The organism is Streptomyces fradiae, from assembly GCF_041270065.1.
In the GTDB taxonomy this organism is placed as follows: domain Bacteria; phylum Actinomycetota; class Actinomycetes; order Streptomycetales; family Streptomycetaceae; genus Streptomyces.
This window is the reverse complement of the sequence record NZ_CP065958.1, coordinates 5,868,013-5,894,594: the sequence shown is the minus strand read 5'-3', so window position 1 is coordinate 5,894,594 and position 26,582 is coordinate 5,868,013. Positions and strand designations below refer to the sequence as shown.

Below are 26,582 nucleotides of genomic sequence, written 5' to 3'. Positions count from 1 at the left end.
GCCGGTGCCGGGCGCGGCGAGGACGGGGGCGAGGGCGGCCCGCTGGGCGGGCAGCGCGAGCAGCCCCAGGACCAGCGGATGCAGCACGCACCGCACCTCGGGGCCCCGCTCCAGGCGCCGGTCGACGAAGGTGGCGACCAGCGACGCGCCCTCGGGATAAGTGTGGGCGTACTCGGCGACGAGGGCGGCGGCGCGGCGGGCGAGCCGGGGGGTGTCGACCGCGGCGAGCGCGCGGAGCACGGGCGCGGCTCCGGCCCCGCCCGGGTCGAGGAGCCGGGCGCGCAGGACGTCGAGGACGGGTTCGGGGTGGCTGGGCAGGGCGGCGGCCAGGGCGTCGGCGGGTACGACGGGGTCGGCGAGCGCGCGCGGCAGGAACCGTTCGCGGGTCTCGGGGTCGCGGAGCAGCAGGCCGAGCGCGGCGCCGTGCAGGGCCCGGTCGCCGGGCCGGGCGAGCAGCGCGAGGGCCGCGTAGCGCAGGGTGCTCCGGTCGGCGGGGTCGGTGGCGTGCCGGGCGACGAGCTGTCCGTACGCCGCTGCCGCCGCCCGCCGTTCGGGGCGCCCGTCGTCGTGCGCCCAGCGGTCCACGGCCCGGCACAGCGCGGCCGGTTCGTCCTCGGCGAGGGCGGCGAGCAGGCCTTCGGCGAGCGGGTGGGCGGTGGCGACCAGGGCCTCGCACAGGTCGTCGACGGCGAGGCCGCGCCGAGTGTGCAGCAGGGCCTGGGCGGCGGTGCCGACGGTGGCACCGGGCGCCCCGGACAGCGCCCGCCCGTCGCCGAACCAGCGGCAGAGCAGTGGCTGCACCCCGCGCGGGTCGGCGGTGAGCCGGGAGGCGGCGAGGTCGAGGAAGCGGCCCTCGGGCGCGGGGTCGGCGGCGACGAGCCGGCGCAGCAGGTCGAGCCGCTCGTCCTCGGCGACCGGCAGGTCCCGCCAGTAGCCGGCGCCGAAGCCGGGCAGCACCCCGCGTTCGCCGATCCGGTCGGCGAGGGTCCGGAGCACCGGGAGGTACGGGCGGAGGTCGGCCGGGGCCGCGAGCGCCCCGCGCAGCAGCCGGGCGGCCCACCAGCGCCCCTCATCGGCCTGGTCGTCGCCCTCCCCCGGCTCCGGCTCGCGCGGCTCCGCGAGGGCCTCCACCAGGGCGGTGAGCCGGGGGATCAGGCCCTCGGCCCCGTGGTCACGGTCGAGGTGGTGCAGGGACTGGAGCACCGGGCCGATCCGGTGGCGCGGCACGGGCAGCGCCGCCGGGTGGTGGATCAGGGCGTCGAGGGCCCGGTCGATGTCGAGGTGGGTGCCCTGGAGCCAGTCGGCGAGCTCCTCGTGGGCGAAGCGGTAGCCGACGCCGGCCGGGACGAGCAGGGCCTCGGTGAGGACGGCGGACGCCCAGCCGGTGCGCCAGGGGAACAGCTCCTCGAAGGACTCCCGGTCGAGTTCGCCCTGGCCGGGACCGAGGCAGCGCCGGGCGGCCTCGTGGACCCGGCCGCTGACCTTGGCGGCCAGCCGGCGCACTGCGGTGCCGCGCAGTACCGGCCGTCCCGCGGCGGCGATCCGGACCGCGATCTTGAGGCACATCAGGTCCAGGTGGGCGGCGAAGATCTCGTCCCGGCCGGGCCGGCCGGGGAGGTCCCCGCGGGCGGCGGCCCGGACCTCGCCGAGCAGCCGCAGGGCGAGCGGGTGGCGGGCGTCGGCCTCGGCGATGGCATCCTCGGGCACGTCGTGCCGGCGGCGGGCGGCGACGGCCTCGGCCTCGGTGAGGTCGCCGAGCAGGACGACGGCGGGCGGGGCGGTGTAGTGGGTGCGGGCCTGCTCCCAGTGTTCGGGGCGGCAGGCGAGGGCGAGTCGGGCGCCGTGGGCGGCCAGCCACTCCTCGGTGGCGGCGGTCCAGGGCCCGAGCCGGTGGGCGAGCACCGGCGGCATCTCCTCCGGCCCGTCGAGCAGCACGAGCAGCGGCCGGCCGGCGTCCCGGGCGAGCGCGGCGGCCTGTTCCGGGGTGACGCTCTCCGGTTCGCCGGGGGTGCCGGAGGCGGCGGCGACCCGGCCGGCCCGGCGCAGCGCGCGGCCGACGGCGGCGGCGAGCGAGGGGTCGTCGGCGTGCAGGTCGGCGCCGCGCAGACAGACGGTCGGCGCGGGTTCGGGGCCGCGGGCGCGGGCGGCGGCGAGGCCCGCGAGGGCGGTGCTGCGGCCGGTGCCGGGCGCGCCGACGACGGCGAGCACGGCGGTGCCGGCCTCGTCGCGGACCCGCGGCTCGGGCAGGTCCTCGGAGGTGCCGGTGGTGGTGCCGGTGAGCTCCAGGACGGCGCCGAGGTTGAGGTGGCGGCCGTAGCAGGGGACGGTCGTGGCGTTGCGGCGAAGCAGCGCGGCGAGCGGGCCGGTGGCGGGCACCGGCAGGGCGTGTCCGGCGGCGCGCCGGTCGCCGTGGGCGGCGGTGCCGAGGACGGCGAGGACGGCCCCGGTGGCGGGGTCGAGGACGGGTCCGCCGGCGGCCGGGCCGCCGTCGAGGAGGGCCTCGGCGCCCTCGGTGCCGATGGCGAGTTCGAGGGCGGGGCCGGTGCCGCCGCCGAGCACCCGGGCCTCGCGCCAGCCGTACGCGCTGATCCGGACGTACCGGCCGGGCTCCAGGTCCGGGCGGGTGGCGAGCGGCAGGGGGCGGGCGGCGATGCCGGGGCAGCGGACCAGGGCGAGTCCCTGCGCGGGCAGCGGGGTGACGTCGGCGTCGGTGACCGGCCGCGGCGGTCCGGTGGGGGCGCGGAGCACCATGCTGCGGTGGCCGGCGACGACCTCGTGGCCGGTGAGCAGGGTGCCGCGGTGGTCGGCGAGGAATCCGGTGCCGAGTGACCGCCCGGCCGGATCCTCGATCCGCACCAGTGTCCCCAGGTCCCCGCTCCCCATGGGTCGACCGTAGGTCGGCGGTGATCCCCGGGTGAAGCGCGTCGGACGAACGCGCCCCCTCGCACCCCCGGGTTCGCTTCGAGCGCTTCCCCGATGGGGTGAAAAACGGCGATGGGGCGGACACCAGCGTGTCCGCCCCATCTCGGGGTTCAGGCAGCTCAGCCGAAGACGGCCAGGCTCTTCGCCTTGCCCCGCTGGTCCTCGACCAGCGCGAGCAGCTTCCCGTCCGGCCCGAAGACGGCGACCGGCCCCTTCGGGTACTCCGGCATCTCCAGGCGTACGCCGTTGAGCAGCAGCCGGGCCCGCTTCTCGTCGACGTCCCAGCGCGGGAACGCCGCCGCGGCCGCCTCGGCGACCGGCATGACCGTCAGCTCCTCCTGGAGCTGGTCCAGGGTCCTGGCGCTGTCCAGCTTGTACGGGCCGACCCGGGTGCGGCGCAGCGCGGTCAGATGGCCGCCCACGCCGAGTCCGGCGCCCAGGTCCCGGGCGAGCGCCCGGATGTACGTACCGGAGGAGCACACCACCGAGACCACCAGGTCCACGACCGGGGTCCCGTCCTCGGCGGTCGCCTCGCGCACGTCGTACACCTGGAACGAGGAGACGGTGACCGGCCGGGCCGGGATCTCGAACTCCTCGCCGCCGCGCACGCGCGCGTACGAGCGCTTGCCGTCGATCTTGATCGCGGAGACCTTCGACGGCACCTGCATGATGTCGCCGGTGAGCTCGGCCACGCCGGCGTCGATCTGCTCGCGGGTGACCTTCGACGCGTCGACCGACGCCGTGATCTCGCCCTCGGCGTCGTCCGTGATGGTGGTCTGGCCCAGGCGGATGGTGCCCAGGTACTCCTTCTCGGTCAGCGCGAGGTGACCGAGCAGCTTGGTCGCCCGCTCCACGCCGAGGACGAGGACGCCCGTGGCCATGGGGTCGAGCGTGCCGGCGTGACCGACGCGGCGGGTCTTGGCGATCCCGCGCATCTTGGCCACGACGTCGTGCGAAGTGAAGCCCGACGGCTTGTCGACGACGACAAGACCATCGGGCGTCTTTCCAACAGTGCTCATTCGGCGGCTTCGTCCTCGCCCTGCTTCTTGTAGGGGTCGGCGTCACCGGCGAAGGTGGCGCCGGAGGACGCCTGCCGCACCTTGGCGTCGGAGGCGCGCGCCTGGTCGAGGAGGTCCTCGATGTTCTTGGCGGTCTCCGGGAGGGCGTCCGCCACGAAGGTGAGCGTCGGGGTGAACTTGGTGCCCGCGGCCTTGCCCACGGCCGAGCGCAGGATGCCCTTGGCGCTCTCCAGGCCGGCGGCGGCGCTCACGCGCTCCTCCTCGTCGCCGTAGACCGTGTAGAAGACCGTGGCCTCCCGCAGGTCACCGGTGACGCGGGTGTCCGTGATGGTCACGTGCGTACCCAGGCGCGGGTCCTTGATGCCGCGCTGCAGCTTCTCGGCGACCACCTCCCGGATGAGGTCCGCCAGCTTCTTCGCCCGCGCGTTGTCGGCCACTGGTCCGTCTCCTTCTTTGCCTTGCTCATTCAGTCTTCATCAGTGTGGAGCCTTCGGCGCACCGAAAGGAGCTCCACCTCGGGCCGGGCCGCGACCAGCCGCTCGCAGCGGTCGAGCACGTCCGACACGAACCCCGCGTCCCCGGACACCAGCGCGACCCCGATGAGGGCCCTGCGATGGAGGTCCTGGTCGCCGGTCTCGGCCGCGCTCACGGAGAACTTGCGCTGGAGCTCGGCGACGATGGGCCGGACGACGGAGCGTTTCTCCTTCAACGAATGAACGTCGCCGAGGAGCAGATCGAAGGACAGAGTCCCCACGTACATGCGGTGCCGGATGTCCCGCCGGTTCGGGTTCGACGTCCCACCGGGCGCACGCCCGGCGGGGGAACATCAAAACCGTACACGCAACGGCCGGGGCCGATCGACGGAATACTTTCCGCCGACCGGCCCCGACCTGAGCCTCGCGGCTCGGCCTCGCGTGTTACACGCGCGGCTTCTCGCGCATCTCGTACGTCGCGATGACGTCGTCGATCTTGATGTCGTTGTAGTTTCCGAGGTTGATACCGCCCTCGAAGCCTTCACGAATCTCGGTGACGTCGTCCTTGAAGCGGCGCAGACCGTGGATGGTGAGGTCCTCGGCGATGACCTTGCCGTCGCGGATGAGGCGCGCCTTGGTGTTGCGCTTGACCTCGCCGGAGCGGATGAGGACACCGGCGATGTTGCCCAGCTTGGACGAGCGGAAGACCTCGCGGATCTCCGCCGTACCGAGCTCGACCTCTTCGTACTCGGGCTTGAGGAGGCCCTTGAGCGCCGCCTCGATCTCCTCGATCGCCTGGTAGATGACCGAGTAGTACCGGACGTCGACGCCCTCGCGCTCCGCCATCTGCGCGGCACGGCCGGCCGCACGGACGTTGTAGCCGATGACGATGGCGTCGGAGCCCATGGCCAGGTCGATGTCCGACTCGGTGACCGCACCCACGCCACGGTGCAGCACGCGGATGTCGACCTCCTCGCCGACGTCGAGCTGGAGCAGGGAGGACTCCAGGGCCTCGACCGCACCGGACGCGTCGCCCTTGATGATGAGGTTGAGTTCCTGGACCTGACCGGCCTTGAGCACCTTGTCGAGGTCCTCGAGGGAGACCCGGCGGACGCGCTTGGCGAAGGCGGCGTTGCGCTCACGCGCGGCGCGCTTCTCGGCGATCTGGCGGGCGGTGCGGTCCTCGTCGACGACCAGGAAGTTGTCGCCGGCACCCGGGACGTTGGTGAGACCCAGGACGAGGACGGGAGTCGACGGGGTCGCCTCCTCGACGTTGTTGCCCTTGTCGTCGAGCATCGCCCGGACACGGCCGTACGCGTCGCCGACGACCATCGTGTCGCCGATGCGCAGCGTTCCGCGCTGGACGAGGACGGTCGAGACGGCACCGCGGCCGCGGTCGAGGTGGGACTCGATCGCAATACCCTGCGCGTCCTGGTCCGGGTTGGCCCGGAGGTCGAGCGAGGCGTCGGCGGTGAGGACGACGGCCTCCAGCAGGGAGTCGATGTGCAGACCCTGCTTGGCGGAGATGTCGACGAACATCGTGTCGCCGCCGTACTCCTCGGCCACCAGACCGAACTCGGTCAGCTGACCGCGGACCTTGACCGGGTCGGCACCCTCGACGTCGATCTTGTTGACCGCGACGACGATCGGGACGCCGGCGGCCTTGGCGTGGTTGAGCGCCTCGATCGTCTGCGGCATGACGCCGTCGTTGGCCGCGACCACGAGGATCGCGATGTCGGTCGACTTCGCACCACGGGCACGCATGGCGGTGAACGCCTCGTGACCCGGGGTGTCGATGAAGGTGATGCGACGCTCTTCGTCGTTGACCTGGGTCGCGACCTGGTAGGCACCGATGTGCTGGGTGATGCCACCGGCCTCGCCCGCGACCACGTTGGTCTTGCGGATCGCGTCGAGGAGCCGGGTCTTACCGTGGTCGACGTGACCCATGACGGTCACGACCGGCGGACGGGAGACCAGGGCCTCTTCGCCGCCCTCGTTCTCGCCGAACTCGAGGTCGAAGGACTCGAGCAGCTCACGGTCCTCCTCCTCGGGGGAGACGATCTGAACCTGGTAGTTCATCTCGTCGCCGAGGAGCTGCAGCGTCTCGTCGGAGACGGACTGCGTGGCCGTGACCATCTCGCCGAGGTTCATCATGACCGCGACGAGCGACGCCGGGTTGGCGTTGATCTTCTCCGCGAAGTCGGTGAGGGACGCACCGCGCGACAGGCGAATGGCTTCGCCGTTGCCGCGAGGCAGCATCACGCCGCCCACGGACGGGGCCTGCATGGCCTCGTACTCCTGGCGCCTCTGCCGCTTCGACTTGCGACCGCGACGCGCGGGACCGCCGGGACGACCGAAGGCGCCCTGCGTGCCACCACGGCCACCCGGACCACCGGGACGACCGCCGAAGCCGCCGGGACGACCGCCGAAGCCGCCGCCACCGCCACCGGGACCACCGGGACGACCGCCGCCGCCACCCGGACCGCCGGGACGGCCGGCGAAGCCGCCGCCGCCACCGCCGGGACCGGCCGGACGGCCGGCGAAGCCGCCGCCGGGACGACCGCCGCTGCCACCCGGGCGACCGCCGGGGCCACCGGGGCCACGGCCGCCGGGGCCGCCACCGGGACGCGGGCCGGCAGCGGGACGCTGCGGCATCATGCCCGGGTTCGGACGGTTGCCGCCGGGGCCGCCACCGGGACGCGGGGCCTGCGGACGGGGCATGCCACCCGGGGTCGGGCGCGCAGCGCCGCCCTGGGGACGCGGGGCGCCGGGAACGCCGCCCGGGCCCTGCGGACGCGGGGCGCCACCAGGCGCGCCGGGGCCGCCGGGACGCGGGGCGCCGCCCTGCGGACGGGGCGCCTGCGGGCGCGCCATGCCGGTGGAGCCACCGGACGTGAAGGGGTTGTTGCCCGGACGCGGGCCGGCCGGGCGACCGCCCGGACGCGGGGCCTGCTGACCGCCGGGACGGGGAGCCTGCTGACCCGGACGCGGCGCCTGCTGGCCCGGACGGGCAGCGGGACGCCGGGGGCGGCACCACCGGTGCGCGGACCGGCGGCCGGGGCCGACGGGGGCGCGGTGAACTCCGGGGCGGCCGGAGCCGGGGCGGCGGGCGCCGGCTTGGGCGCGCGGGCTTCGGACCCGGGCGGGGGCCCGACGCGGCCGGAGCCGGAGAGGGAGTGCTGCTCGCGGGCGCGGCCGGGGTGACCGGGGCCGCAGGCGCGGCGGGGGCCGGCTTGGGGGCCGGGGCGCCGGGCTTGGGGGCAGCGGGACGGGCCGCGGCGGCCGGAGCCGGTGCCGCGGGCTTGGGGGCGGGCGCCGCCTTACGGGGGGCACCCGGCTTTGCTGCGGTCTTGCCGGCGTTGCCGCCGGGACCCTGCAGCGCATCAGTCAACTTGCGCACGACCGGCGCCTCGATCGTCGAGGACGCCGAACGGACGAATTCACCGAGTTCTTGGAGCTTGGCCATGACGACCTTGCTCTCCACACCGAACTCCTTGGCGAGTTCGTATACCCGGACCTTAGCCACTTCGCTCCTTTTAGGTCCGGTTACCGCCGGACCGTTGCTACTTCATGGGCGTACTCATCGCGTACTCATCGAGTGCTCATCGCAATCTCGACCTACTTCCAACTCGCGAGGTACCTGACCGCACGGTGTTCCGTGCCGTACATCTTTTGTGCAGTACTTCCGTACTTCATCTACGGTGCGGCCTGCTCGACGTGCGTGCGAAGCGCCGCGGTGTCGAGCGGACCCGGGACCTTGAAGGCCCGCGGGAACGCCCGGCGGCGCACCGCCAGGTCGAGACAGACCGAGGCGGGGTGCAGATACGCACCCCGGCCGGGCAGCGTACCGCGATGATCGGGAACGCACTCGTCCTTATTCATCACGATCCGCAGCAGCTCGTCCTTGGCCGCTCGCTCCCGGCATCCCACACAGGTTCGCTCAGGGCACACGCGGGCATGCGTCCGGCCAGACACGTTAAGTCTACCTCCCCGTACCGACCTCACCCGTTCGGGGCAAAAATCGAACAGTCGTTGGCCAAAAAGGATCAGTGCCGGTACGGGACCGGGCCGCCGTGCTACTGGGCGGCAGCGTCGCCCTGCTGCTCGGTGTCCGGACGGATGTCGATCCGCCAGCCGGTCAGCCGCGCGGCCAGACGGGCGTTCTGCCCCTCCTTGCCGATCGCGAGCGACAGCTGGTAGTCGGGCACCGTCACCCGGGCGGACCGGGCGGCCAGGTCGACGATCTCGACCTTGGAGACCCGCGCCGGGGAGAGCGCGTTGGCCACCAGCTCGGCCGGGTCGTCCGACCAGTCGACGATGTCGATCTTCTCGCCGAGCAGCTCGGCCATCACGTTGCGCACCCGGCTGCCCATCGGGCCGATGCAGGCGCCCTTGGCGTTCAGGCCCGAACGGGTGGAACGAACGGCGATCTTGGTGCGGTGGCCGGCCTCGCGGGCGATGGCGGAGATCTCGACGGAACCGTCGGCGATCTCCGGCACCTCCAGGGCGAACAGCTTCTTCACCAGATTGGGGTGGGTGCGCGAGAGGGTGACGGACGGACCGCGCACGCCCTTCGCCACCCGGACGACGTACGTGCGCAGCCGCAGACCGTGCGTGTAGTCCTCGCCCGGCACCTGCTCCTGCACCGGAAGGATGGCCTCCAGCTTGTCGTCCAGCTTGACGAGGACGTTCTTCGGGTCCTTGCCCTGCTGCACCTGGCCGGCCACGATGTCGCCCTCGCGGCGCGCGTACTCGCCGAAGGTGACGTCGTTCTCGGCGTCCCGCAGCCGCTGCTGGATGACCTGGCGGGCGGTGCTCGCCGCGATCCGGCCGAAGTCCGACGGGGTGTCGTCGAAGTCCTTGGGCTCCTGGCCCTCCTCCAGCTCGGAGGGGTCTTCCTTCGCCCACACCGTCACGTGACCGGTCTGCCGGTTCAGCTCCACGCGCGCGTGGCGGCGGGCGTCGGGGGTGCGGTGGTAGGCGATGAGGAGGGCCGACTCGATCGCCTCGACCAGCATCTCGAAGGAGATTTCCTTCTCCTGTGCCAAGCCCTTCAGGAGCTTCACGTCGATGTCCACGGCTACGCCTCCTCTTCCTTCTTGTCCTTGCGGTTGAACTCGATCTCGACACGCGCCTTGACGATCTCGGCGAACCCGACCCGGCGGGCGGTGGCCTTGCGGCCCTTCACGCCCGGCACCTCGGTGTCCAGACCGTCCTCGTCCACGGCGAGGATCCGGGTGACCAGCTCGCCGCCGCCCGCCTCGGGGCTCAGCTGCAGCTTGACCAGACGGCCGATGGCACGCTCGTAGTGACGGTGCTGGGTGAGGGGGCGGTCCGCGCCCGGGGAGCTGACCTCGAGGACGTACTCGCCCTGGCCCATCACGTCGGTCTCGTCGAGCTTCTCGGAGATGACGCGGCTCAGCTCCGCGCAGGCGTCCAGCTCGACGCCCTCGTCTGAATCGACGATCACCCTCAGCAGTCCGCGGCGCCCGGCCCGGGACAGCTCGATCTCCTCGAGGTCGAGGTCCTTCGCGTGAACGAGCGGCTCCAGAAGACCGCGCAGCCGTTCGTTCTGGGTGGTGCTCATCCGGGTGACTCCTCGGCCGCGTGTGCTGTTGTGGGTTCGTCGCGTGTCAGATCAAAGGGTATCCGGTCCCGGAGTGTGTTGCCGTCCACCGGCCGGGGGACCGCGGGTACGCTCGCCTGCGGCGATCTTCGAGGTTTTCGAACACCTGAGGGAGGAGAGGCGTGACGACCCTGGGCAGGCGCGCGCTCCTGACCGCCGGCGCCGCGGGCGCGGCGGGGGCACTGGCCGGCTGCACGTCCGGCGATTCCGGCGGCGGCCCGCGACGGCCGACCGCGGCCGACCGTGCGGCCGCCGCCGAGGCGGCGCTGCGGCGCCGTTCGGCGACCGCCGGCCGGGACCTGGTGGTGCGGTACGACGCCGTCATCGACGGCCACCCCTCGCTCGCGGCCCGGCTCGCGCCGCTGCGGGCGTCGGCGGCGGCCCATGCGAAGGCGCTGGCCGAGGGCGGCACCGCCCCGGCGCCCGGCCCGTCCGGAACCGCCTCCGGGACCGCGTCCCCCTCTCCCTCCCCCTCCCGGTCACTGGCCCTCATCCGGGTGCCGGCCGAACCGGCGGCCGCGCTCAAGGACCTCGCCGCCGCCGTACGGGCGACCGCCGACACCCACACGGCCACGCTGCTCACCGCGCCGCCCGAGTACGCCCGGCTGCTCGCCTCCGTCGCCGCGGCCGGCGCCGCCCACGCCTATCTGCTCACCGAGCCGACCGAAGGGGGCCGCGGATGAGCGCGCTCGAAGCGGCCCAGGCCGCGCTGGCCGCCGAGCACGCCGCCGTGTACGGCTACGGGGTCGTCGGCGCCCGGGTCGGCGACGGCCGGCGGGCCGAGGCCGCCGAAGCCCACCAGGCCCACCGGGGCCGGCGCGACGCGCTCCGGCGCACGGTGCGCGACCTGGGCGGCGAGCCGGTCGCCGCGGCGGCCGGGTACGCGCTGCCGTTCGAGGTCCCGGACCCGGCCGCCGCGGTCCGGCTTGCCGCCGTCCTGGAGGACCGGGTCGCGGGCGTCTACTCCGACCTGGTGCGCTCCGCCGACGGCCCGCTGCGCCGAGACGCGGCGGCGGCGCTGCGCGAGGCGGCGGTGCGGGCGGTCCGCTGGCGCGGCAGCGACGTAACCTTTCCTGGGCTCGCCGAGCGGGCCTGACAGGCCGCACTCCTGGATAGCGGCGCTATCCAGGAGCTCGCCGCACCGCAGGAGACGAAGGAATCAACGCACGCATGGCTTTCGAACCGCCGCAGCGACTGGTGCGGGCTCTCGGCGAGACGTACGGGGACGCTGCCGCGGCTGAATGGCTGAAGGCGCTCCCGGAGCTCGCCCAGGACACCCTCGACCGGTCCGGTCTGGCCGCCGAACGGGTGGTGGCCCCGGGCGGGCGCAGCAGCCTCGTCGTGCTCGTGCCCGAGGGCGTCGTGAAACTGGCGCCCGCGTTCGCCCGCCCCGACCTGGAGCGGGACGCGCTGGCGCACTGGAACGGCTGGGGCGCCGTACGGCTGCTCGGGGAGCCGGCGGCCGGGGCGCTGCTCCTGGAGCGGCTGCAGCCGGAGGTGTCGCTGCGCTCGCTGCCGGAGGCGAAGGCGCTCCTGGAGGCCGCCGACACCGTGCGGAAGCTGTGGGTGGAGCCGTCCGCCGGGCACGGCTTCGAGTCGGTGGCCGAGCGCACCGCGCGCCAGGCGGCGCCGATGGAGGCGTACCGGGCGGATCCGGAGGCCGGGGCCCTTGTCGCGGCCGCCCTGGAGGCCCGTGGCGAGCTGCTCGCGGGGTCCGCGGAGGCGCTGCTCCTTCACGGGCAGTTCCGGCAGGGCAAGGTGCTGGCCGGTGACCGGGCGCCGTGGCTCGCGGTCGGTCCCGAGCCGCTGGTCGGCGAGCGGGCGTACGACCTGGCGCGGCTGGTCAGGGACCGGGTGGAGGACCTGGTGGCCGCGTCGGCGGGCGCCTCGGCGGCCCGGCGGCGGGTGAACAAGCTGGCCGACTCCCTGGAGCTGGACCGGGACCGGCTGCGCGGCTGGACGCTGTTCCGTGCCGTGGAGTCCGCGACCCGCGCGCTCACCGCCGGGCGGCGGACGGACGCGGAACTGCTCCTGGAGTTCGCCGGCTGGCTGTGAGTCGCGGCCCGATTGAGGGGAATACCCTTTCTGTATCCCTTTGTCAGGGGGCCGTGATGATCCAGGAAGTCTTGATGGCGGTCGTCGGGGCGGCCGCGGCCGTAGGCGTGTACGCGGCTGCGGCGGCTCGGGTGGTGAAGCAGTACGAGCGCGGGGTGGTGTTCCGCTTCGGGCGGCTGCGCGGGGACGTGCGCAAGCCGGGCTTCAACATGATCGTTCCGGGCGTGGACCGCATGCACAAGGTGAACATGCAGATCGTCACGATGCCGGTGCCGGCCCAGGAGGGCATCACCAGGGACAACGTGACGGTGCGGGTGGACGCGGTCGTCTACTTCAAGGTGGTCGACGCGGCGGAGGCGCTGATCCGCGTGGAGGACTACAAGTTCGCCGTCTCGCAGATGGCGCAGACCTCGCTGCGGTCGATCATCGGCAAGAGCGACCTGGACGACCTGCTGTCGAACCGGGAGAAGCTCAATCAGGGCCTGGAGCTGATGCTCGACTCGCCGGCCATCGGCTGGGGCGTGCAGATCGACCGGGTCGAGATCAAGGACGTGTCGCTGCCGGAGACGATGAAGCGCTCGATGGCCCGGCAGGCGGAGGCGGACCGGGAGCGGCGGGCGCGGCTGATCAACGCGGACGCGGAGCTGCAGGCGTCGAAGAAGCTGGCGGAGGCGGCCCGGCAGATGGCCGACACGCCGTCGGCCCTTCAGCTGCGGCTGCTGCAGACGGTGATGGCGGTCGCCGCCGAGAAGAACTCGACGCTGGTGCTGCCGATCCCGGTCGAGCTGCTGCGCTTCCTGGAGCGCGCGCCGCTCTCCGAGACCTCCTCCCGTCCCACCCCGCCGGTAGCCGCTCCCGACGCCCCTTCTGTGACCGGCCCTCCCCCGGTCCCGCCGGAGGCTCCGGAGCCGCCCGCGGTCGAGCCGCCGCGCTCGGACGCGTACCTGGTGGGCCGGGGCGACGCGGTCGACGCCATCGAGGACCTGGCGGGCGCCCCGGTGGACCCGGCGCCGCGGGAGGACGACAGCGGGTCCTGAGCGGTACGACGAAGGGGGCGGGTCCGGTACCGGACCCGCCCCCCTCACGCGTGGCTTACGCCGACAGGCGGGCGATCGCCTCGTCCACCGTGAGTTCCTCGCGCTCGCCGGTGCGGCGGTCCTTCAGTTCCAGGACGCCCTCGGCGGCGCGGCGGCCGGCGACGAGGATCTTGGGGACGCCGATGAGCTCGGAGTCGGTGAACTTGACGCCCGGGGAGACGCCGGCGCGGTCGTCGACCAGGACGCGCAGGCCGGCGGCGGCGAGCTTGTCGGAGACCTCCAGGGCGAGCTCGGTCTGGAGGGCCTTGCCGGCGGCGACGACGTGGACGTCGGCCGGGGCGACCTCGGCGGGCCAGCACAGGCCCTTCTCGTCGGCGGTCTGCTCGGCGAGCGCGGCGACGGCGCGGGAGACGCCGACGCCGTACGAGCCCATGGTGACGCGGACGGGCTTGCCGTTCTGGCCGAGGACGTCGAGCTTGAGGGCGTCGGCGTACTTGCGGCCCAGCTGGAAGATGTGGCCGATCTCGATCGCGCGGTCGAGCTTCAGGCCGGTGCCGCACTTGGGGCACGGGTCGCCCTCCTGGACGACGACGACGTCGACGTACTCCTCGACCTCGAAGTCACGGCCCGCGACGACGTTCTTCGCGTGCATGCCGTCCTTGTTGGCGCCGGTGATCCAGGCGGTGCCGGGGGCGACGCGCGGGTCGGCGAGGTACTTCACCTTCTCCAGGCCCTGCGGGCCGACGTAGCCGCGGACCAGGTCGGTGCGGACCGCGAAGTCCTCCTCCGTGACCAGCTCGACCGTGGCCGTCGGCCCGAAGTGCTCCTCGACCTTGCCCATGTCGACCTCGCGGTCACCGGGCACGCCCACGGCCACGATCTCGCCGTCGACCTTCACCAGGAGGTTCTTGAGCGTGGCGGAGGCCGGGACGCCGAGGGAGGCGGCGAGGGTCTCGATCGTCGGGGTGTCGGGGGTGGGGATCTCCTCGGCGGCGGGGACCGCGGAGCCGTCGACCGGCTTCACCGCCTGGTACACCGCCTCCGTGTTCGCCGCGAAGTCGCAGTTCGGGCAGTCGGCGAAGGTGTCCTCGCCGGCCTCGGCCGGGGCGAGGAACTCCTCCGACTTGGAGCCGCCCATGGCGCCGGCGGTGGCGGCGACGATGCGGTAGTCGAGGCCGAGGCGCTCGAAGATGCGCTGGTACGCCTGGCGGTGCAGCCCGTAGGAGGCGGCGAGGCCCTCGTCCTCCAGGTCGAAGGAGTACGAGTCCTTCATGAGGAACTCGCGGCCGCGCAGGATGCCGGCGCGGGGGCGGGCCTCGTCGCGGAACTTGGTCTGGATCTGGTACAGGATGACCGGCATGTCCTTGTAGGACGAGCACTGGTCCTTGACCAGGAGGGTGAAGATCTCCTCGTGGGTCGGGCCGAGGAGGTAGTCGCCGCCCTTGCGGTCCTGGAGGCGGAACAGCTCGGCGCCGTACTCGTCCCAGCGGCCGGTGGCGTCGTAGGGCTCGCGGGGCAGCAGGGCGGGCAGGGAGACCTCCTGCGCGCCGATGGCGTCCATCTCCTCGCGGACGATCCGCTCGACGTTGGAGAGCACCTTCTTGCCGAGCGGCAGCCAGCTCCAGATGCCGGCGGCGGTGCGGCGGACGTAGCCGGCGCGGACGAGGAGCTTGTGGCTGAGGACCTCGGCGTCCGCCGGGTCGTCGCGCAGCGTCTTCGCCATCAACTGGGACATGCGCTGGACCGGTGCGTTGGCCATGGTTCTCGTACTCCTGCCGGGACTGACGGTGATGGCCCCGAGGTTAGCCGGGCCGCCCCTGGCAGGTGAAATCAGTTCCTCCGGCCTGCCTTCCGGCCTACCGGCGCTTGAGCGGCAGCGGGGCGCCCATCACCGCGTACGGGCGGGGCGCGCTGGGGAAGTGGACCTGGCGGGCGAGGTCGGTGTAGCCGAGGGAGCGGTAGAGGCCGCGGGCCGGGCTCTCGGTGTCGATCGCGGAGAGGATCGAGCGGGGCAGGTCGGACCGGTCGGTGATGGTGGTGATCAGTCCGCGGCCCACGCCACGCCCCTGGAAGTCGGGGTGGACGTGCAGTTCGGTGATGACGAAGGAGTCGTCGAGCCAGGCGTCGAGGCCGCCGGCCCGCAGATACGGTTCGACGACGGTGGACCACCAGTGGGTGCGGTCGTTGGGCATGCCGTAGACGAAGCCGGCGAGCCGTCCCCCGGGGGTGATGGCGCCGTAGGCGAGGGCACCGGGGCACAGGAGGTGGCGCAGCACGATGTGCCGGCGTACGGCCACCTCGCCGGCGTCGAGGCCGAAGGCGACGGCCTGGACGGCGAGGGCCTCGTCGACCCGTTCGGCGAGATTGACCGGCGCGATCACGACCTCGGTGTCATCCATGCGCCGCACCCTACAAGCCGGTCGTATGGTCCGGTCACATCAGCACGCTGTCAGAAGAGCACGCTCATGAAGGCGCCGACCTCTTCGAAGCCGACCCGGCGGTACGCGGCGCGGGCGGGCCTGTTGTAGTCGTTCACGTAGAGGCTGACGACGGGTGCGACGTCGGCGAGGGCGTACTTCAGGACGGCGGCCATGCCGGTCTCGGACAGGCCCTTGCCGCGGTGTTCGGGGGCGACCCAGACGCCCTGGATCTGGCAGGCCTGGCGGGTGGCGGCGCCGATCTCGGCCTTGAAGAGGACCTTGCCGTCCTCGATGCGGGCGAAGGAGCGGCCGGAGCCGACGAGTTCGGCGACCCGGGCCTGGTAGAGCAGTCCGCCGTCGGCGGCGAGGGGGGAGACGCCGACCTCCTCGGTGAACATGGCCACGCAGGCGGGCATGATCACGTCCATCTCGTCCTTGCGGACCCGGCGCACCAGCGGGTCGGCCCGGACGGTCGTGGAGGGCTGCTCGGTGACCATGAGCGGCTGGTGTGCGCGGACGTCGCGGGCGGGTCCCCAGCCGGGTTCGAGGAGCCGCCACAGCTGGGCGGTGGGTCCGGCCGGGCCGACGATGGAGGAGCAGCGGCGGCCGGTCCTGCGGGCCCGGTCGGCGAAGGCGCGGACGGCCTCGGGGGTGGCGCAGATGGGCACGAGGTTGGCGCCGGAGTAGCAGAGCGAGGTGAGGTGTCCGTCGCTGTACCAGCCCCACATCTCGCCGCCGAGCCGCCAGGGGTCGAGCCCGGCGAGCTGGACGCGGGCGGCGACGAAGGCGTTCTCGACGGGGGCGCTCTCCAGGACGGCGAGCGCGGCGCCGAGGTCGGCGGGTTCGAGGACCCGCGTCGATGATTGCGTCAACACGAGGGCCTCACCGGTGCGGTTTCTGCTGGTCCTGGCACTCTACCCCCCGCACCTGCCGGTGCGGGGGGTACGAAAAAGCCCCTCCGTGGCCGGAGGGGCTTCTTGCGTGGGCGGGCCGGTTGGCCGTGCTTCAGCCGGCGACCGAGACGGTGGGCTCGCCGGAGGCGATGCCGTCCTTCTCCATCTGCTCGGCGATCTTCATGGCCTCGTCGATGAGGGTCTCGACGATCTTCGACTCGGGGACGGTCTTGATGACCTCGCCCTTGACGAAGATCTGGCCCTTGCCGTTGCCGGAGGCGACGCCGAGGTCGGCCTCGCGGGCCTCGCCGGGGCCGTTGACGACGCAGCCCATGACGGCGACGCGGAGCGGCACCTCCATGCCCTCCAGGCCGGCGGTGACCTCCTCGGCGAGCTTGTAGACGTCGACCTGGGCGCGGCCGCAGGACGGGCAGGAGACGATCTCCAGGCGGCGCGGGCGCAGGCCGAGGGATTCGAGGATCTGGTTGCCGACCTTGATCTCCTCGACCGGCGGGGCGGAGAGGGAGACCCGGATGGTGTCGCCGATGCCCTCGGAGAGCAGGGCGCCGAAGGCGACGGCGGACTTGATGGTGCCCTGGAAGGCGGGGCCGGCCTCGGTGACGCCGAGGTGCAGCGGGTAGTCGCACTGGGCGGCGAGCTGGCGGTAGGCGTTGACCATGACGACCGGGTCGTTGTGCTTGACCGAGATCTTGATGTCGCGGAAGCCGTGCTCCTCGAAGAGGGAGGCCTCCCAGAGGGCGGACTCGACGAGCGCCTCGGGGGTGGCCTTGCCGTACTTCGCGAGGAGCCGCGCGTCGAGCGAGCCGGCGTTGACGCCGATCCGGATCGGGGTGCCGGCGGCGGAGGCCGCCTTGGCGATCTCCTTGACCTTGTCGTCGAACTGCTTGATGTTGCCCGGGTTGACGCGGACCGCGGCGCAGCCGGCGTCGATGGCGGCGAAGACGTACTTCGGCTGGAAGTGGATGTCGGCGATGACCGGGATCTGCGACTTCCTCGCGATGGTGGCGAGGGCGTCGGCGTCGTCCTGGGTGGGGCAGGCCACGCGCACGATCTGGCAGCCGGAGGCGGTGAGCTCGGCGATCTGCTGGAGCGTGGCGCCGATGTCGGAGGTGCGGGTGGTGGTCATGGACTGCACCGAGACCGGGGCGTCGCCGCCGACGGCCACCGAGCCGACCTGGATCTGGCGGCTCTTGCGCCGTTCGGCGAGCTTGGTCGGAACGGACGGCATACCGAGAGAGATCGCGGTCATCAGCTGTACAACCCCAAGGTGTGGTTCATCGGGCGCGTCGGGCTCAGGTCTTCGAGCTCAGGTCTTCGAGATTACCGCTCCTGCGGCGGGCGGCCGGACACCACGGGGGTGTCCGGCCGTGGGCGTGCGCGGGCGCACTACGTCAGCTTCACCGGGTTGACGATGTCGGCGACGAGGACGAGCAGGGTGAAGCAGACGAACACGCCCGCCACCACGTAGGCGGCCGGCATCAGCTTGGCCACGTCGAACGGGCCGGGGTCGGGCCGCTTGAAGATCCGCGCGGTGTGGCGGCGGATCGACTCCCACAGGGCGCCGGCGATGTGGCCGCCGTCGAGCGGGAGCAGCGGGAGCATGTTGAACAGGAACAGCGACACGTTGAACATGACGACGAGGTTGAGGAAGAAGACCAGCCGGGTCTGCGGCGGTGCCTCGATGGCCATCAGTTCGCCGCTGATCCGGGCGGCGCCGACGACGCCGACGGGTGAGTCCTTCGCGCGTTCGCCGTCGCCGAAGGCGGCGTTCCACAGGGCGGGGATCTTGCCGGGCAGGGCGATGACGGACTCGACGCCGGCCTGCAGCTGGTCGGACATCCGGTCGACGGACTGGCCGAAGGTGAGCGGCTGCACCTCGGTCTTGGAGGCGAAGCCGAGGTAGCCGGCGGGCTCGGTCTTCAGCGGCTGGATCACCCGGCCGTCGGCGTCCTTCTTGTAGACGTCGTTCTTGATCAGCGTGGGGTGGAGGTCGATCCGCTGTCCGCCGCGCTCGACGGTGACGGTGGCGGGGCCGATGGTGGCGCGGATGCGGTCGGAGAGGGTGTTCCAGTCGGAGACCGGGGTGCCGTTGAAGGCAACGATCTTGTCGCCGTCCTTGAGGCCGGCGGCGAAGGCGGGCGAGACCGGGTCGCCGGCCTGGCACTTCTCGCGCTTCTCGGACTGGGCGATGACGCACTTCTGGACGCCGCCGACCTTGGTCGTCTGGGTCTCGAAGCCGATGGCCATGGCGCTGCCGAAGAACAGCACGACGGCGAGCACCAGGTTCATGAAGGGTCCGGCGAACATGACGATGACGCGCTTCCACGGCTTGCGCGTGTAGAAGAGGCGGTCCTCGTCGCCCTCCTGGAGTTCCTCGAAGGAGGCCTCGCGGGCGTCCTCGATCATGGAGCGCCAGGGAGAGGTGGAGCGGGCCTCGATCCGGCCGTCCTTGCCGGGCGGGAACATGCCGATCATCCGGATGTAGCCGCCGGCGGGGATGGCCTTGACGCCGTACTCCGTCTCGCCCTTCTTCCGCGACCAGATGGTGGGGCCGAAGCCGACCATGTACTGCGGCACGCGGATGCCGAACAGCTTGGCCGTGGACAGGTGCCCCAGCTCGTGCCACGCGATGGAGACGAGGAGTCCCAGCGCGAACAGCACGATGCCGAGGACGGTCAGGAGTGTGGTCATGCGCGCGCCTCCGCGATTGCCTTCGCCGCGAGTTCCCGGGCCCGGGCCCGTGCCCAGGTCTCCGCTTCCAGGACGTCCGACACCGTGAGCGAGGTTCCCCGGGTGGGCCGGCCGTGCTCGGTGACGACTGCGGTGACCGTATCCATGATTCCGTTGAACGGCAGCTTTCCGGCGAGGAAGGCGTCCACGCACTCCTCGTTGGCGGCGTTGAAGACGGCGGGCGCGGTGCCGCCGAGCTCGCCGACGTGCCGGGCCAGGTTGACCGCCGGGAAGGCCTCGTTGTCGAGCGGGAAGAACTCCCAGGTGGAGGCCTTGGACCAGTCGAAGGCGGGGGCCGCGTCGGGGACCCGCTCGGGCCAGCCGATGCCGATGGCGATGGGGCCGCGCATGTCGGGCGGGGTGGCCTGGGCGAGCGTGGAGCCGTCGGTGAACTCGACCATGGAGTGCACGTACGACTGGGGGTGGACGACGACCTCGATGCGGTCGAACGGGATGTCGTAGAGCAGGTGGGCCTCGATCACCTCCAGGCCCTTGTTCACCAGGGTGCTGCTGTTGACGGTGATGACCGGCCCCATGGCCCAGGTGGGGTGGGCGAGCGCGTCCTCGCGGGTGACGCCTTCGAGGTCGGCGCGGGTGCGGCCGCGGAAGGGGCCGCCGGAGGCGGTGACGACCAGCTTGCGGACGTCGGCGCGGGTGCCGGCGGCGAGCGCCTGGAAGAGCGCCGCGTGCTCGGAGTCGACCGGGATGATCTGGCCGGGCTTGGCGAGCGCCTTCACCAGCGGGCCGCCGACGATCAGCGACTCCTTGTTGGCGAGCGCGAGGGTCCGGCCGGCCTCCAGGGCGGCGAGGGTCGGCGCGAGGCCGATGGAGCCGGTGATGCCGTTGAGGACGGTGTGGCAGGGCGAGGCGGCGAGCTGGGTCGCCGCCTCGGGCCCGGCGAGGATCTCGGGGAGCTGCTCAGGGCCGTAGAGCGCCTTCAGGGCCTCCTTGAGCTCGCCGACCGCGTCCTCGCGGGCGACGGCGACCGTGCGGACCTTCAGCCGGTGCGCCTGCTCGGCGAGCAGCCCGATCCGGCCGCCGGAGGCGGCGAGGGCGGTGACCCGGAACCGGTCGGGGTTGCGCAGGACCAGGTCGATGGCCTGGGTGCCGATGGACCCGGTGGAGCCGAGGACGACGATGTCCCGGCGGCCTTCGGACACGTCGAAGGCGATGTGCGGGTCGGCGAGAGGAGAGGGGCGGTCGCTCATGCCCCCCATTCTTGCCGCAAAGACCGTGCGGCTTTCACAGGGCCTGTGAGAAGCGGGCGAAAACGGGGTGGAAGTCCGGGAAGGTCTTCCGTACGCAGCCGGGGTCGTCGAACGTGATCCCGGGGGTGCGCAGGGCGGTGACCGCGAAGGACATGACGATGCGGTGGTCGCCGTGGGTCGCGATCTCGACGGGGCCGGCCGGGGTGCCGGGCCGGATCTCGATCCAGTCGGGTCCGGTGGCGACGTCGATGCCGAGCCGGCGCAGGTTCTCGGCGCAGGCGTCGAGCCGGTCGCACTCCTTGACCCGGGTGTTGGCGACGTCCTCGATGCGGACCGGTCCTTCGGCGAAGGGCGCGAGCGCGGCGAGGGTCGGCATGGTGTCGGAGATGTCGCGCATGTTCACGGTGAGGCCGTTCAGACGTCCGGTGGAGCGGACGGTGGTGGCCCGGTCGGTGATCTCGACCTCGGCGCCCATGCGGCGCAGCACGTCGACGAAGGCCAGGTCGCCCTGGAGGGCGCCGGTGCCGAGTCCGGGGACGGTGACCTCGGCGCCGGGGACGAGGGCGGCCGCGGCGAAGAAGTACGAGGAGGTCGAGGCGTCCGGCTCGATGGCGTACGTACAGGCGCGGTAGCCGGTGGGGGCGACGGAGTACGTACGGGTGCGGCCGTCGGCGCCGTCCGCGCGGGTGATCTCGGCGCCGAAGGCCCGCATCATCGCGAGGGTGATCTCGACGTACGGCTCCGAGACCAGGTCGGTGACGGTGATGTCCAGGCCCTCGGCGGTGAGCGGGCCGAGCATGAGCAGCGCCGTCAGGTACTGGGAGGACAGCCCGGCGTCCAGCGTGAGCGCCCCGCCCTTGACGCCGGCGGCGTGCACGGTGAGCGGGTGGTGCCCCTCCTGCTCGCCGTGGGTCAGCCGCACTCCGAGTTCCCGCAGGGCGGTGGTGAGCGGCCCGAGCGGCCGGCGGCGCATCTGCGCGGAGGCGTCGAAGCGGAAGGTGCCGTGCCCGGCGGCGGCGAGCGCGGGCAGGAAGCGGGCGGTCGTGGCGCCGTCCCGGCAGTAGACGTCGGCCTCGGCGACCCCGGGCCCGGCGGGCCGCCCCTCGATGTGCCAGGCGCCGGGCTCCTGCCGTACGGCATAGCCGAGGGCCTTGAGGCCTTCGGCGAAGCCCTCGCTGTCGTCGGAGTGCAGCGGCCGGAGCAGGGTGGTGGTGCCTTCGGCCGCGGCGGCGAGGAAGAGGGCGCGGGCGGTGACGGACTTGGAGCCGGGGATGTCGATGACGGTCACGCCCGCCAGTCTGCCGTGGCGGGCGGGCCGGTCGCGGCCCGGTCCGGTGGGTGGACGGAGCGGTCCGCGGAAGCCGGCTGGCAAGGCGCGGTCAGGTGATCTTCCGGTGGAGGTTCTCCTTCTCCGACGGGCCGGGGGTGGTGTCGGCGATCCAGGGGCCGTCGTCGCTCGGGTCGAGGATGCCCTCCTCCAGCCAGGTGTACGAGCCGGCCAGGACGCCGTCGACGACGCGGCGGTCCAGGTCGTCGGTGTTGGCCCACAGGCGCCCGAAGAGCTCCTCGATCCGCAGCCGGGACTGCCGGCAGAAGGCGTCGGCGAGCTGCCGCGCCTCGCGGCCGTGCGGTCCGGTGGTGCGCAGGAGTTCGGCGCGGACGCAGACGGCGCTCATCGCGAAGAGTTCGGCGCCGATGTCGACGATCCGGCCGAGGAAGGCCTGCTTGAGCTCCATCTTCCCCTGCCAGCGGGACATCGCGTAGAAGGTGGAGCGGGCCAGCTTGCGGGAGGTGCGCTCGACATACCGCAGATGGGTGGCGAGCTCGCCGAACTCCCCGTACGCGCCCGGGAGTTGTCCCGGTCCGGCGACGAGTTTCGGCAGCCAGCGGGCGTAGAAGCCGCCGGCCCGGGCGCCCGCCCTCGCCTTGTCGGCGAGCGGCTTGTCGGGGTCGATGAGGTCGCCGGCGACGGAGAGGTGGGCGTCGACGGCCTCGCGGGCGATCAGCAGGTGCATGATCTCCGTCGAGCCCTCGAAGATCCGGTTGATGCGCAGGTCGCGCAGCACCTGCTCGGCGGGGACGGCGCGTTCGCCGCGGGCGGCGAGCGAGTCGGCGGTCTCGTAGCCGCGGCCGCCGCGGATCTGGACCAGTTCGTCGGCGATCTTCCAGGCCATCTCGGAGCCGTACAGCTTGGCGAGGGCGGCCTCGATGCGGATGTCGTTGCGGTCCTCGTCGGCCATCTGGGAGGCGAGGTCGACGACCGCCTCCAGGGCGAAGGCGGTGGCGGCGATGAAGGAGATCTTGGTGCCGACGGCCTCGTGCCGGGCGACCGGCTTGCCCCACTGCTCGCGTTCGGCGGCCCATTCTCGGGCGATCTTCAGACACCACTTGCCGGCCCCGGCGCAGGCGGCGGGCAGCGAGAGGCGGCCGGTGTTGAGGGTGGTGAGGGCGATCTTGAGGCCTGCGCCCTCGGGGCCGATGCGGTGCGCGGCCGGGACCCGCACCTGGTGGAAGCGGGTGACGCCGTTCTCCAGGCCGCGCAGGCCCATGAAGGCGTTGCGGTGCTCGACGGTGATGCCGGGCGAGTCGCCCTCGACGACGAAGGCGGTGATGCCGCCCTTGTGGCCCTCGGAGGCGGGCACGCGGGCCATGACGACGAGCAGGTCGGCGACGACCCCGTTGGTGGTCCACAGCTTCACGCCGTCGAGGACGTACGTGTCGTCTCCGTCGGGTACGGCGGTGGTGGCGAGCCGGGCCGGGTCGGAGCCGACGTCGGGCTCGGTGAGCAGGAAGGCGGAGAGGTCGCTGCGGGCGAGCCGGGGCAGGAAGGCGTCCTTCTGCTCCTGGGTGCCGAACAGCTTGAGCGGCTGCGGCACGCCGATCGACTGGTGCGCGGAGAGCAGCGCGCCGAGCGCCGGGCTGACGGAGCCGACCAGGGCGAGGGCGCGGTTGTAGTACAGCTGGGTGAGGCCGAGGCCGCCGTACTTCGGGTCGATCTTCATCCCGAGCGCGCCGATCTCCTTGAGGCCGCGGACGGTCTCGTCGGGGATGCGGGCCTCGCGCTCGATGCGCGCGCCGTCGACCCGGGTCTCGCAGAAGGCCCTGAGGGTGGCGAGGAAGGCCTCGCCGCGCCGTACGTCCTCGGCGGCGGGCAGCGGGTGGGGGTGGATGAGGTCGAGGCGGAACCGGCCGAGGAAGAGCTCCTTGGCGAAGCTCGGCTTGTGCCAGTCCTGCTGGCGGGCGGCCTCGGCGACCTGCCGGGCCTCGCGCTCGGTGACCTTGGGCGGCCGCTGGGTGGGTGCGGACATGGACGCCTCCTTGGGCTTCCTGTCCGTCGTACCCGATTTCGGGGGGTTCGGAAAGACGAAGGGCGGCCTGAGCCCCCGCACAGTGGGCTCAGACCGCCGGTCTCTTCGTCCGTACGGAGGTACGGGCCGGGGAGGCGTTCGGGTTAGAGCGAGAGGCCCGTCAGGACCAGGACGCGCTCGTAGGTGTAGTCGTCCATCGCGAACTTGACGCCCTCGCGGCCGACGCCGGAGCGCTTGGCGCCGCCGTACGGCATCTGGTCGGCACGGTAGGACGGGACGTCGCCGACGATCACGCCGCCGACCTCGAGGGTGCGGTGGGCGCGGAAGGCGGCCTGCACGTCGTGGGTGAAGACACCGGCCTGGAGGCCGAAGTCCGAGTCGTTGACGGCGGCGAAGGCCTCGGCCTCGCCGTCCGCCTTGGCGATCGTGAGGACCGGGCCGAAGACCTCGGCGCGGGCCAGGGTGACGCCGGCCGGGAGCTCGGTGAGCACGGTCGGGGCGTAGGAGGCGCCCTCGCGCTTGCCGCCGGCGAGCAGCTTGGCGCCGGCCGCGACGGCCTCGTCCACCCAGGACTCGACGCGCTTGGCGGCGTTCTCGTCGACGAGCGGGCCGACGTCGGTGGCGTCGTCCGCCGGGTCGCCGGTGACCTGGGCCTCGACGGCCGCGACGATCTTCGGCAGCAGGCGGTCGTGGACGGAGGCGTCCACGATCACGCGCTGCACGGAGATGCAGGACTGGCCGCCCTGGTAGTTGGAGAAGGTGGCGATCCGGGTCGCGGCCCAGTCCAGGTCGGCCTCGGAGGACCAGTCGGAGAGGACGACGGCGGCGGCGTTGCCGCCGAGCTCCAGGGTGCAGTGCTTGTGCGGCACGGACTCCTGGATGGCGAAGCCGACCTTGTCGGAGCCGGTGAAGGAGATGACCGGGAGGCGCTCGTCCTGGACGAGGGCGGGCATCCGGTCGTTCGGCACGGGCAGCACGGACCAGGAGCCGGCCGGCAGGTCGGTCTCGGCCAGGATCTCGCCCAGGATCAGGGAGGAGATCGGGGTGGCCGGGGCCGGCTTGAGGATGATCGGGGCGCCGACGGCGATGGCCGGGGCGACCTTGTGGGCGCCGAGGTTCAGCGGGAAGTTGAACGGCGCGATGCCGAGCACGACGCCCTTGGGGATACGGCGGGTCAGCGCGAGCCGGCCCACGCCGCCGGCCTCGGTGTCGAGGCGCTGCGCCTCGCCGGCGTTCCAGCGGCGGGTCTCCTCGGCGGCGAACCGGAACACGGACACGGCCCGGCCGACCTCGCCGCGCGCCCACTTGATGGGCTTGCCGTTCTCGGCGGAGATCAGCTGGGCGATCTCCTCGGTGCGCTCGGCGAGCCGCTTCGACACGTGGTCGAGGGCGGCGGCGCGGACGTGCGCCGGGGTCGCGGCGAACTCGTCGACGACGGCGTGCGCGGCGGCGACGGCCTCCTCGACCTGGGCCTCGGTGGGCACGCTGACCTTGCCGACCAGACGTCCGTCGTACGAGTTCGTGACGTCGAAGGTGGCCTCGCCGGTGGCCTCGCGGCCGGCGAGCCAGAAGGCGTGGGTGGTCGTCATTGCGTCCCGGCCCTTTCGTAGGGGGTGTACGAGGAGTGCCCGAGGGGTGCCTCGCGCTCTGCTGACACGGTAGGGCGAACCGGGCGGACAGGCGCTTGTCCGCGGTGGAGTGGTGGCGCGGGTGCTCCTGTCCGCTTTGGCCCAAGCGGGTCGGGAGCAGGCCCGTCACCAGCTCCCGTCACCAGGTCCGGTACGCCGAGAAGGGCCGGCGCTTCAGGTCGCTCAGCGGCGCCGCTCCGTCGAGACGATCAGGCAGACGCCCGCCACCACGATCGCGCCGCCGAGGACGATCGGCCAGGTCAGCGACTCGTTCAGGATGAGCGCGCCGAGGGCGACGGCGACGACCGGGTTGACGTAGGCGTAGGTGGCGACGAGGGAGAGCGGCGCCGTGTGGAGGAGCCAGGCGTAGGCCGTGAAGGCGATCAGGGAGCCGAAGACGATGAGGTAGGCGAGGGCGGCCCAGGAGCGGCCGGTGACCGCGGACGGGTCGAAGCCGTGGTGTTCGCCGCGGAGCAGGGCGACGCCGAGCCCGGCGAGGCCGCCGGCGATCATCTCGTACGCACTGGCGGTGAAGGGGTTCGCGGGCATCTCGATCCGCGAGGACGCGAACGAGCCGGTCGACCAGGCCAGCGTGCCGAGCACCACGAGGACCACGCCGCCGGTCTGCACCTCGCCGCTGAGCCCGGGCAGCATCAGCACGGCGAGCCCGGCGAGGCCGAGCAGCACGCCGGCGAGGCCGCCGGCGCTGGGCCGTTCCCCGAAGCAGGCCTTGAGGACCACGACCCAGGCGGGGACGACCGCGATGAGCAGCGCGGCAAGGCCCGAGGGCACGGAGGTCTCGGCGAGGACGACCAGGCCGTTGCCGCCGAGCAGCAGCAACAGGCCGACGAGCGCCGCCGACGCCAGCTGCCGCCCGGTCACCTTCAGGGCCGCGGGCCCCTGCCGCCAGGCGACGACCCCCAGGAGGATCACGCCGGCCGCCACGAACCGCATGCCCGCCGACAGGAACGGCGGCAGGCTCTCCACCACGACCCGGATCCCGAGGTACGTCGAGCCCCACACCACGTACACGATCCCGAGGGCCACCCATACGGCGGCGGGTATGCGCCGCCCGGTGACCGAGCCCGGGGTGGGGACATCGGTGGCGGTGGGGGTCGGGGCGGAGGCGGCCGGATCGGCGGCGGGGCTTGTCATGCGCAGGAGATTACGGAGCGAGGGGCTCCCAGGCCAGGAATTCTGCCCGCCATCGGGCAGGACGGCGGGGAAACCGGGCCGATCCCC

The 26,582-nt window shown here is 72.9% G+C and carries 20 protein-coding genes and 2 pseudogenes; 4 read left to right on the top strand and 18 right to left on the bottom strand.

Annotation, left to right across the window (positions count from 1 at the left end):
• Positions 1-2,487: 2,487 nt before the first annotated feature.
• The 8 genes and pseudogenes from JAO84_RS27040 to rimP all read right to left on the bottom strand — a co-directional run.
• Positions 2,488-2,883, bottom strand: a pseudogene (locus tag JAO84_RS27040) (trypsin-like peptidase domain-containing protein); the annotation flags it as partial.
• A 158-nt stretch (positions 2,884-3,041) separates the two neighbouring features.
• Entirely contained in the window at positions 3,042-3,941 is a 900-nt protein-coding gene (truB, locus tag JAO84_RS27035; protein WP_370415152.1) for a tRNA pseudouridine(55) synthase TruB, read from the bottom strand.
• Entirely contained in the window at positions 3,938-4,378 is a 441-nt protein-coding gene (rbfA, locus tag JAO84_RS27030; RefSeq protein WP_265864508.1) for a 30S ribosome-binding factor RbfA, read from the bottom strand. The genes truB and rbfA overlap by 4 nt, the downstream gene beginning before the upstream one ends.
• A 29-nt stretch (positions 4,379-4,407) precedes the next feature.
• Positions 4,408-4,701, bottom strand: coding sequence for a DUF503 domain-containing protein (locus JAO84_RS27025; RefSeq protein ID WP_265864509.1), 294 nt, complete (start codon positions 4,699-4,701; stop codon positions 4,408-4,410).
• A 157-nt stretch (positions 4,702-4,858) separates the two neighbouring features.
• A pseudogene (gene infB / locus JAO84_RS27020) lies at positions 4,859-7,940 on the bottom strand (translation initiation factor IF-2).
• Between the two features lie 170 nt (positions 7,941-8,110).
• Complete coding sequence (locus JAO84_RS27015) at positions 8,111-8,389, bottom strand: YlxR family protein (protein ID WP_370415151.1); 279 nt, start codon at positions 8,387-8,389, stop codon at positions 8,111-8,113.
• Between the two features lie 101 nt (positions 8,390-8,490).
• The gene (gene nusA / locus JAO84_RS27010; protein ID WP_370415150.1) at positions 8,491-9,492 is read right to left on the bottom strand and encodes a transcription termination factor NusA; all 1,002 of its coding nucleotides are present in this window, start codon (positions 9,490-9,492) and stop codon (positions 8,491-8,493) included.
• A 2-nt stretch (positions 9,493-9,494) separates the two neighbouring features.
• Complete coding sequence (gene rimP, locus JAO84_RS27005) at positions 9,495-10,001, bottom strand: ribosome maturation factor RimP (protein ID WP_370415149.1); 507 nt, start codon at positions 9,999-10,001, stop codon at positions 9,495-9,497.
• A 161-nt stretch (positions 10,002-10,162) separates the two neighbouring features.
• On the opposite strand from rimP, the gene JAO84_RS27000 reads away from it, so the two are divergent.
• The 4 genes from JAO84_RS27000 (at position 10,163) to JAO84_RS26985 (ending at position 13,132) form a co-directional block, all read left to right on the top strand.
• A complete protein-coding gene (locus tag JAO84_RS27000) occupies positions 10,163-10,723 on the top strand; it encodes a hypothetical protein (RefSeq protein ID WP_370415148.1) in 561 nt (186 codons plus the stop codon).
• The gene (locus JAO84_RS26995) at positions 10,720-11,136 is read left to right on the top strand and encodes a ferritin-like domain-containing protein (RefSeq protein WP_370415147.1); all 417 of its coding nucleotides are present in this window, start codon (positions 10,720-10,722) and stop codon (positions 11,134-11,136) included. The genes JAO84_RS27000 and JAO84_RS26995 overlap by 4 nt, the downstream gene beginning before the upstream one ends.
• A gap of 74 nt (positions 11,137-11,210) precedes the next feature.
• Positions 11,211-12,095, top strand: coding sequence for an aminoglycoside phosphotransferase family protein (locus tag JAO84_RS26990; RefSeq protein ID WP_370415146.1), 885 nt, complete (start codon positions 11,211-11,213; stop codon positions 12,093-12,095).
• Positions 12,096-12,151: 56 nt separating this feature from the next.
• Complete coding sequence (locus JAO84_RS26985; protein WP_370415145.1) at positions 12,152-13,132, top strand: slipin family protein; 981 nt, start codon at positions 12,152-12,154, stop codon at positions 13,130-13,132.
• A gap of 55 nt (positions 13,133-13,187) precedes the next feature.
• Here the strand turns inward: JAO84_RS26985 and JAO84_RS26980 are convergent, their stop codons facing one another.
• The 10 genes from JAO84_RS26980 to JAO84_RS26935 all read right to left on the bottom strand — a co-directional run bounded on the left by JAO84_RS26980 (position 13,188) and on the right by JAO84_RS26935 (position 26,495).
• A complete protein-coding gene (locus JAO84_RS26980; protein WP_370415144.1) occupies positions 13,188-14,891 on the bottom strand; it encodes a proline--tRNA ligase in 1,704 nt (567 codons plus the stop codon).
• A 97-nt stretch (positions 14,892-14,988) separates the two neighbouring features.
• Positions 14,989-15,531, bottom strand: a complete 543-nt coding sequence (locus JAO84_RS26975) for a GNAT family N-acetyltransferase (protein WP_370415143.1) — start codon at positions 15,529-15,531, stop codon at positions 14,989-14,991.
• 50 nt (positions 15,532-15,581) lie between these two features.
• A complete protein-coding gene (locus JAO84_RS26970; protein ID WP_370415142.1) occupies positions 15,582-16,427 on the bottom strand; it encodes a GNAT family N-acetyltransferase in 846 nt (281 codons plus the stop codon).
• 130 nt (positions 16,428-16,557) lie between these two features.
• Positions 16,558-17,715, bottom strand: coding sequence for a flavodoxin-dependent (E)-4-hydroxy-3-methylbut-2-enyl-diphosphate synthase (ispG, locus tag JAO84_RS26965; RefSeq protein WP_370415141.1), 1,158 nt, complete (start codon positions 17,713-17,715; stop codon positions 16,558-16,560).
• A 137-nt stretch (positions 17,716-17,852) separates the two neighbouring features.
• Positions 17,853-19,157, bottom strand: coding sequence for an RIP metalloprotease (locus JAO84_RS26960; protein WP_370415140.1), 1,305 nt, complete (start codon positions 19,155-19,157; stop codon positions 17,853-17,855).
• The gene (gene dxr, locus JAO84_RS26955) at positions 19,154-20,404 is read right to left on the bottom strand and encodes a 1-deoxy-D-xylulose-5-phosphate reductoisomerase (RefSeq protein WP_370415139.1); all 1,251 of its coding nucleotides are present in this window, start codon (positions 20,402-20,404) and stop codon (positions 19,154-19,156) included. Before dxr ends, JAO84_RS26960 begins: the two co-directional genes overlap by 4 nt.
• A 34-nt stretch (positions 20,405-20,438) precedes the next feature.
• Complete coding sequence (aroA, locus tag JAO84_RS26950; RefSeq protein WP_370415138.1) at positions 20,439-21,692, bottom strand: 3-phosphoshikimate 1-carboxyvinyltransferase; 1,254 nt, start codon at positions 21,690-21,692, stop codon at positions 20,439-20,441.
• 91 nt (positions 21,693-21,783) lie between these two features.
• Entirely contained in the window at positions 21,784-23,712 is a 1,929-nt protein-coding gene (locus tag JAO84_RS26945) for an acyl-CoA dehydrogenase family protein (protein WP_370415137.1), read from the bottom strand.
• A gap of 143 nt (positions 23,713-23,855) precedes the next feature.
• Positions 23,856-25,301: an aldehyde dehydrogenase family protein gene (locus JAO84_RS26940; RefSeq protein ID WP_370415136.1), complete on the bottom strand. Its 1,446-nt coding sequence runs from the start codon at positions 25,299-25,301 to the stop codon at positions 23,856-23,858.
• Between the two features lie 222 nt (positions 25,302-25,523).
• On the bottom strand, positions 25,524-26,495 hold the full coding sequence (locus tag JAO84_RS26935) for an EamA family transporter (protein ID WP_370415135.1): 972 nt from the start codon (positions 26,493-26,495) through the stop codon (positions 25,524-25,526).
• Between the last annotated feature and the right edge of the window lie 87 nt (positions 26,496-26,582).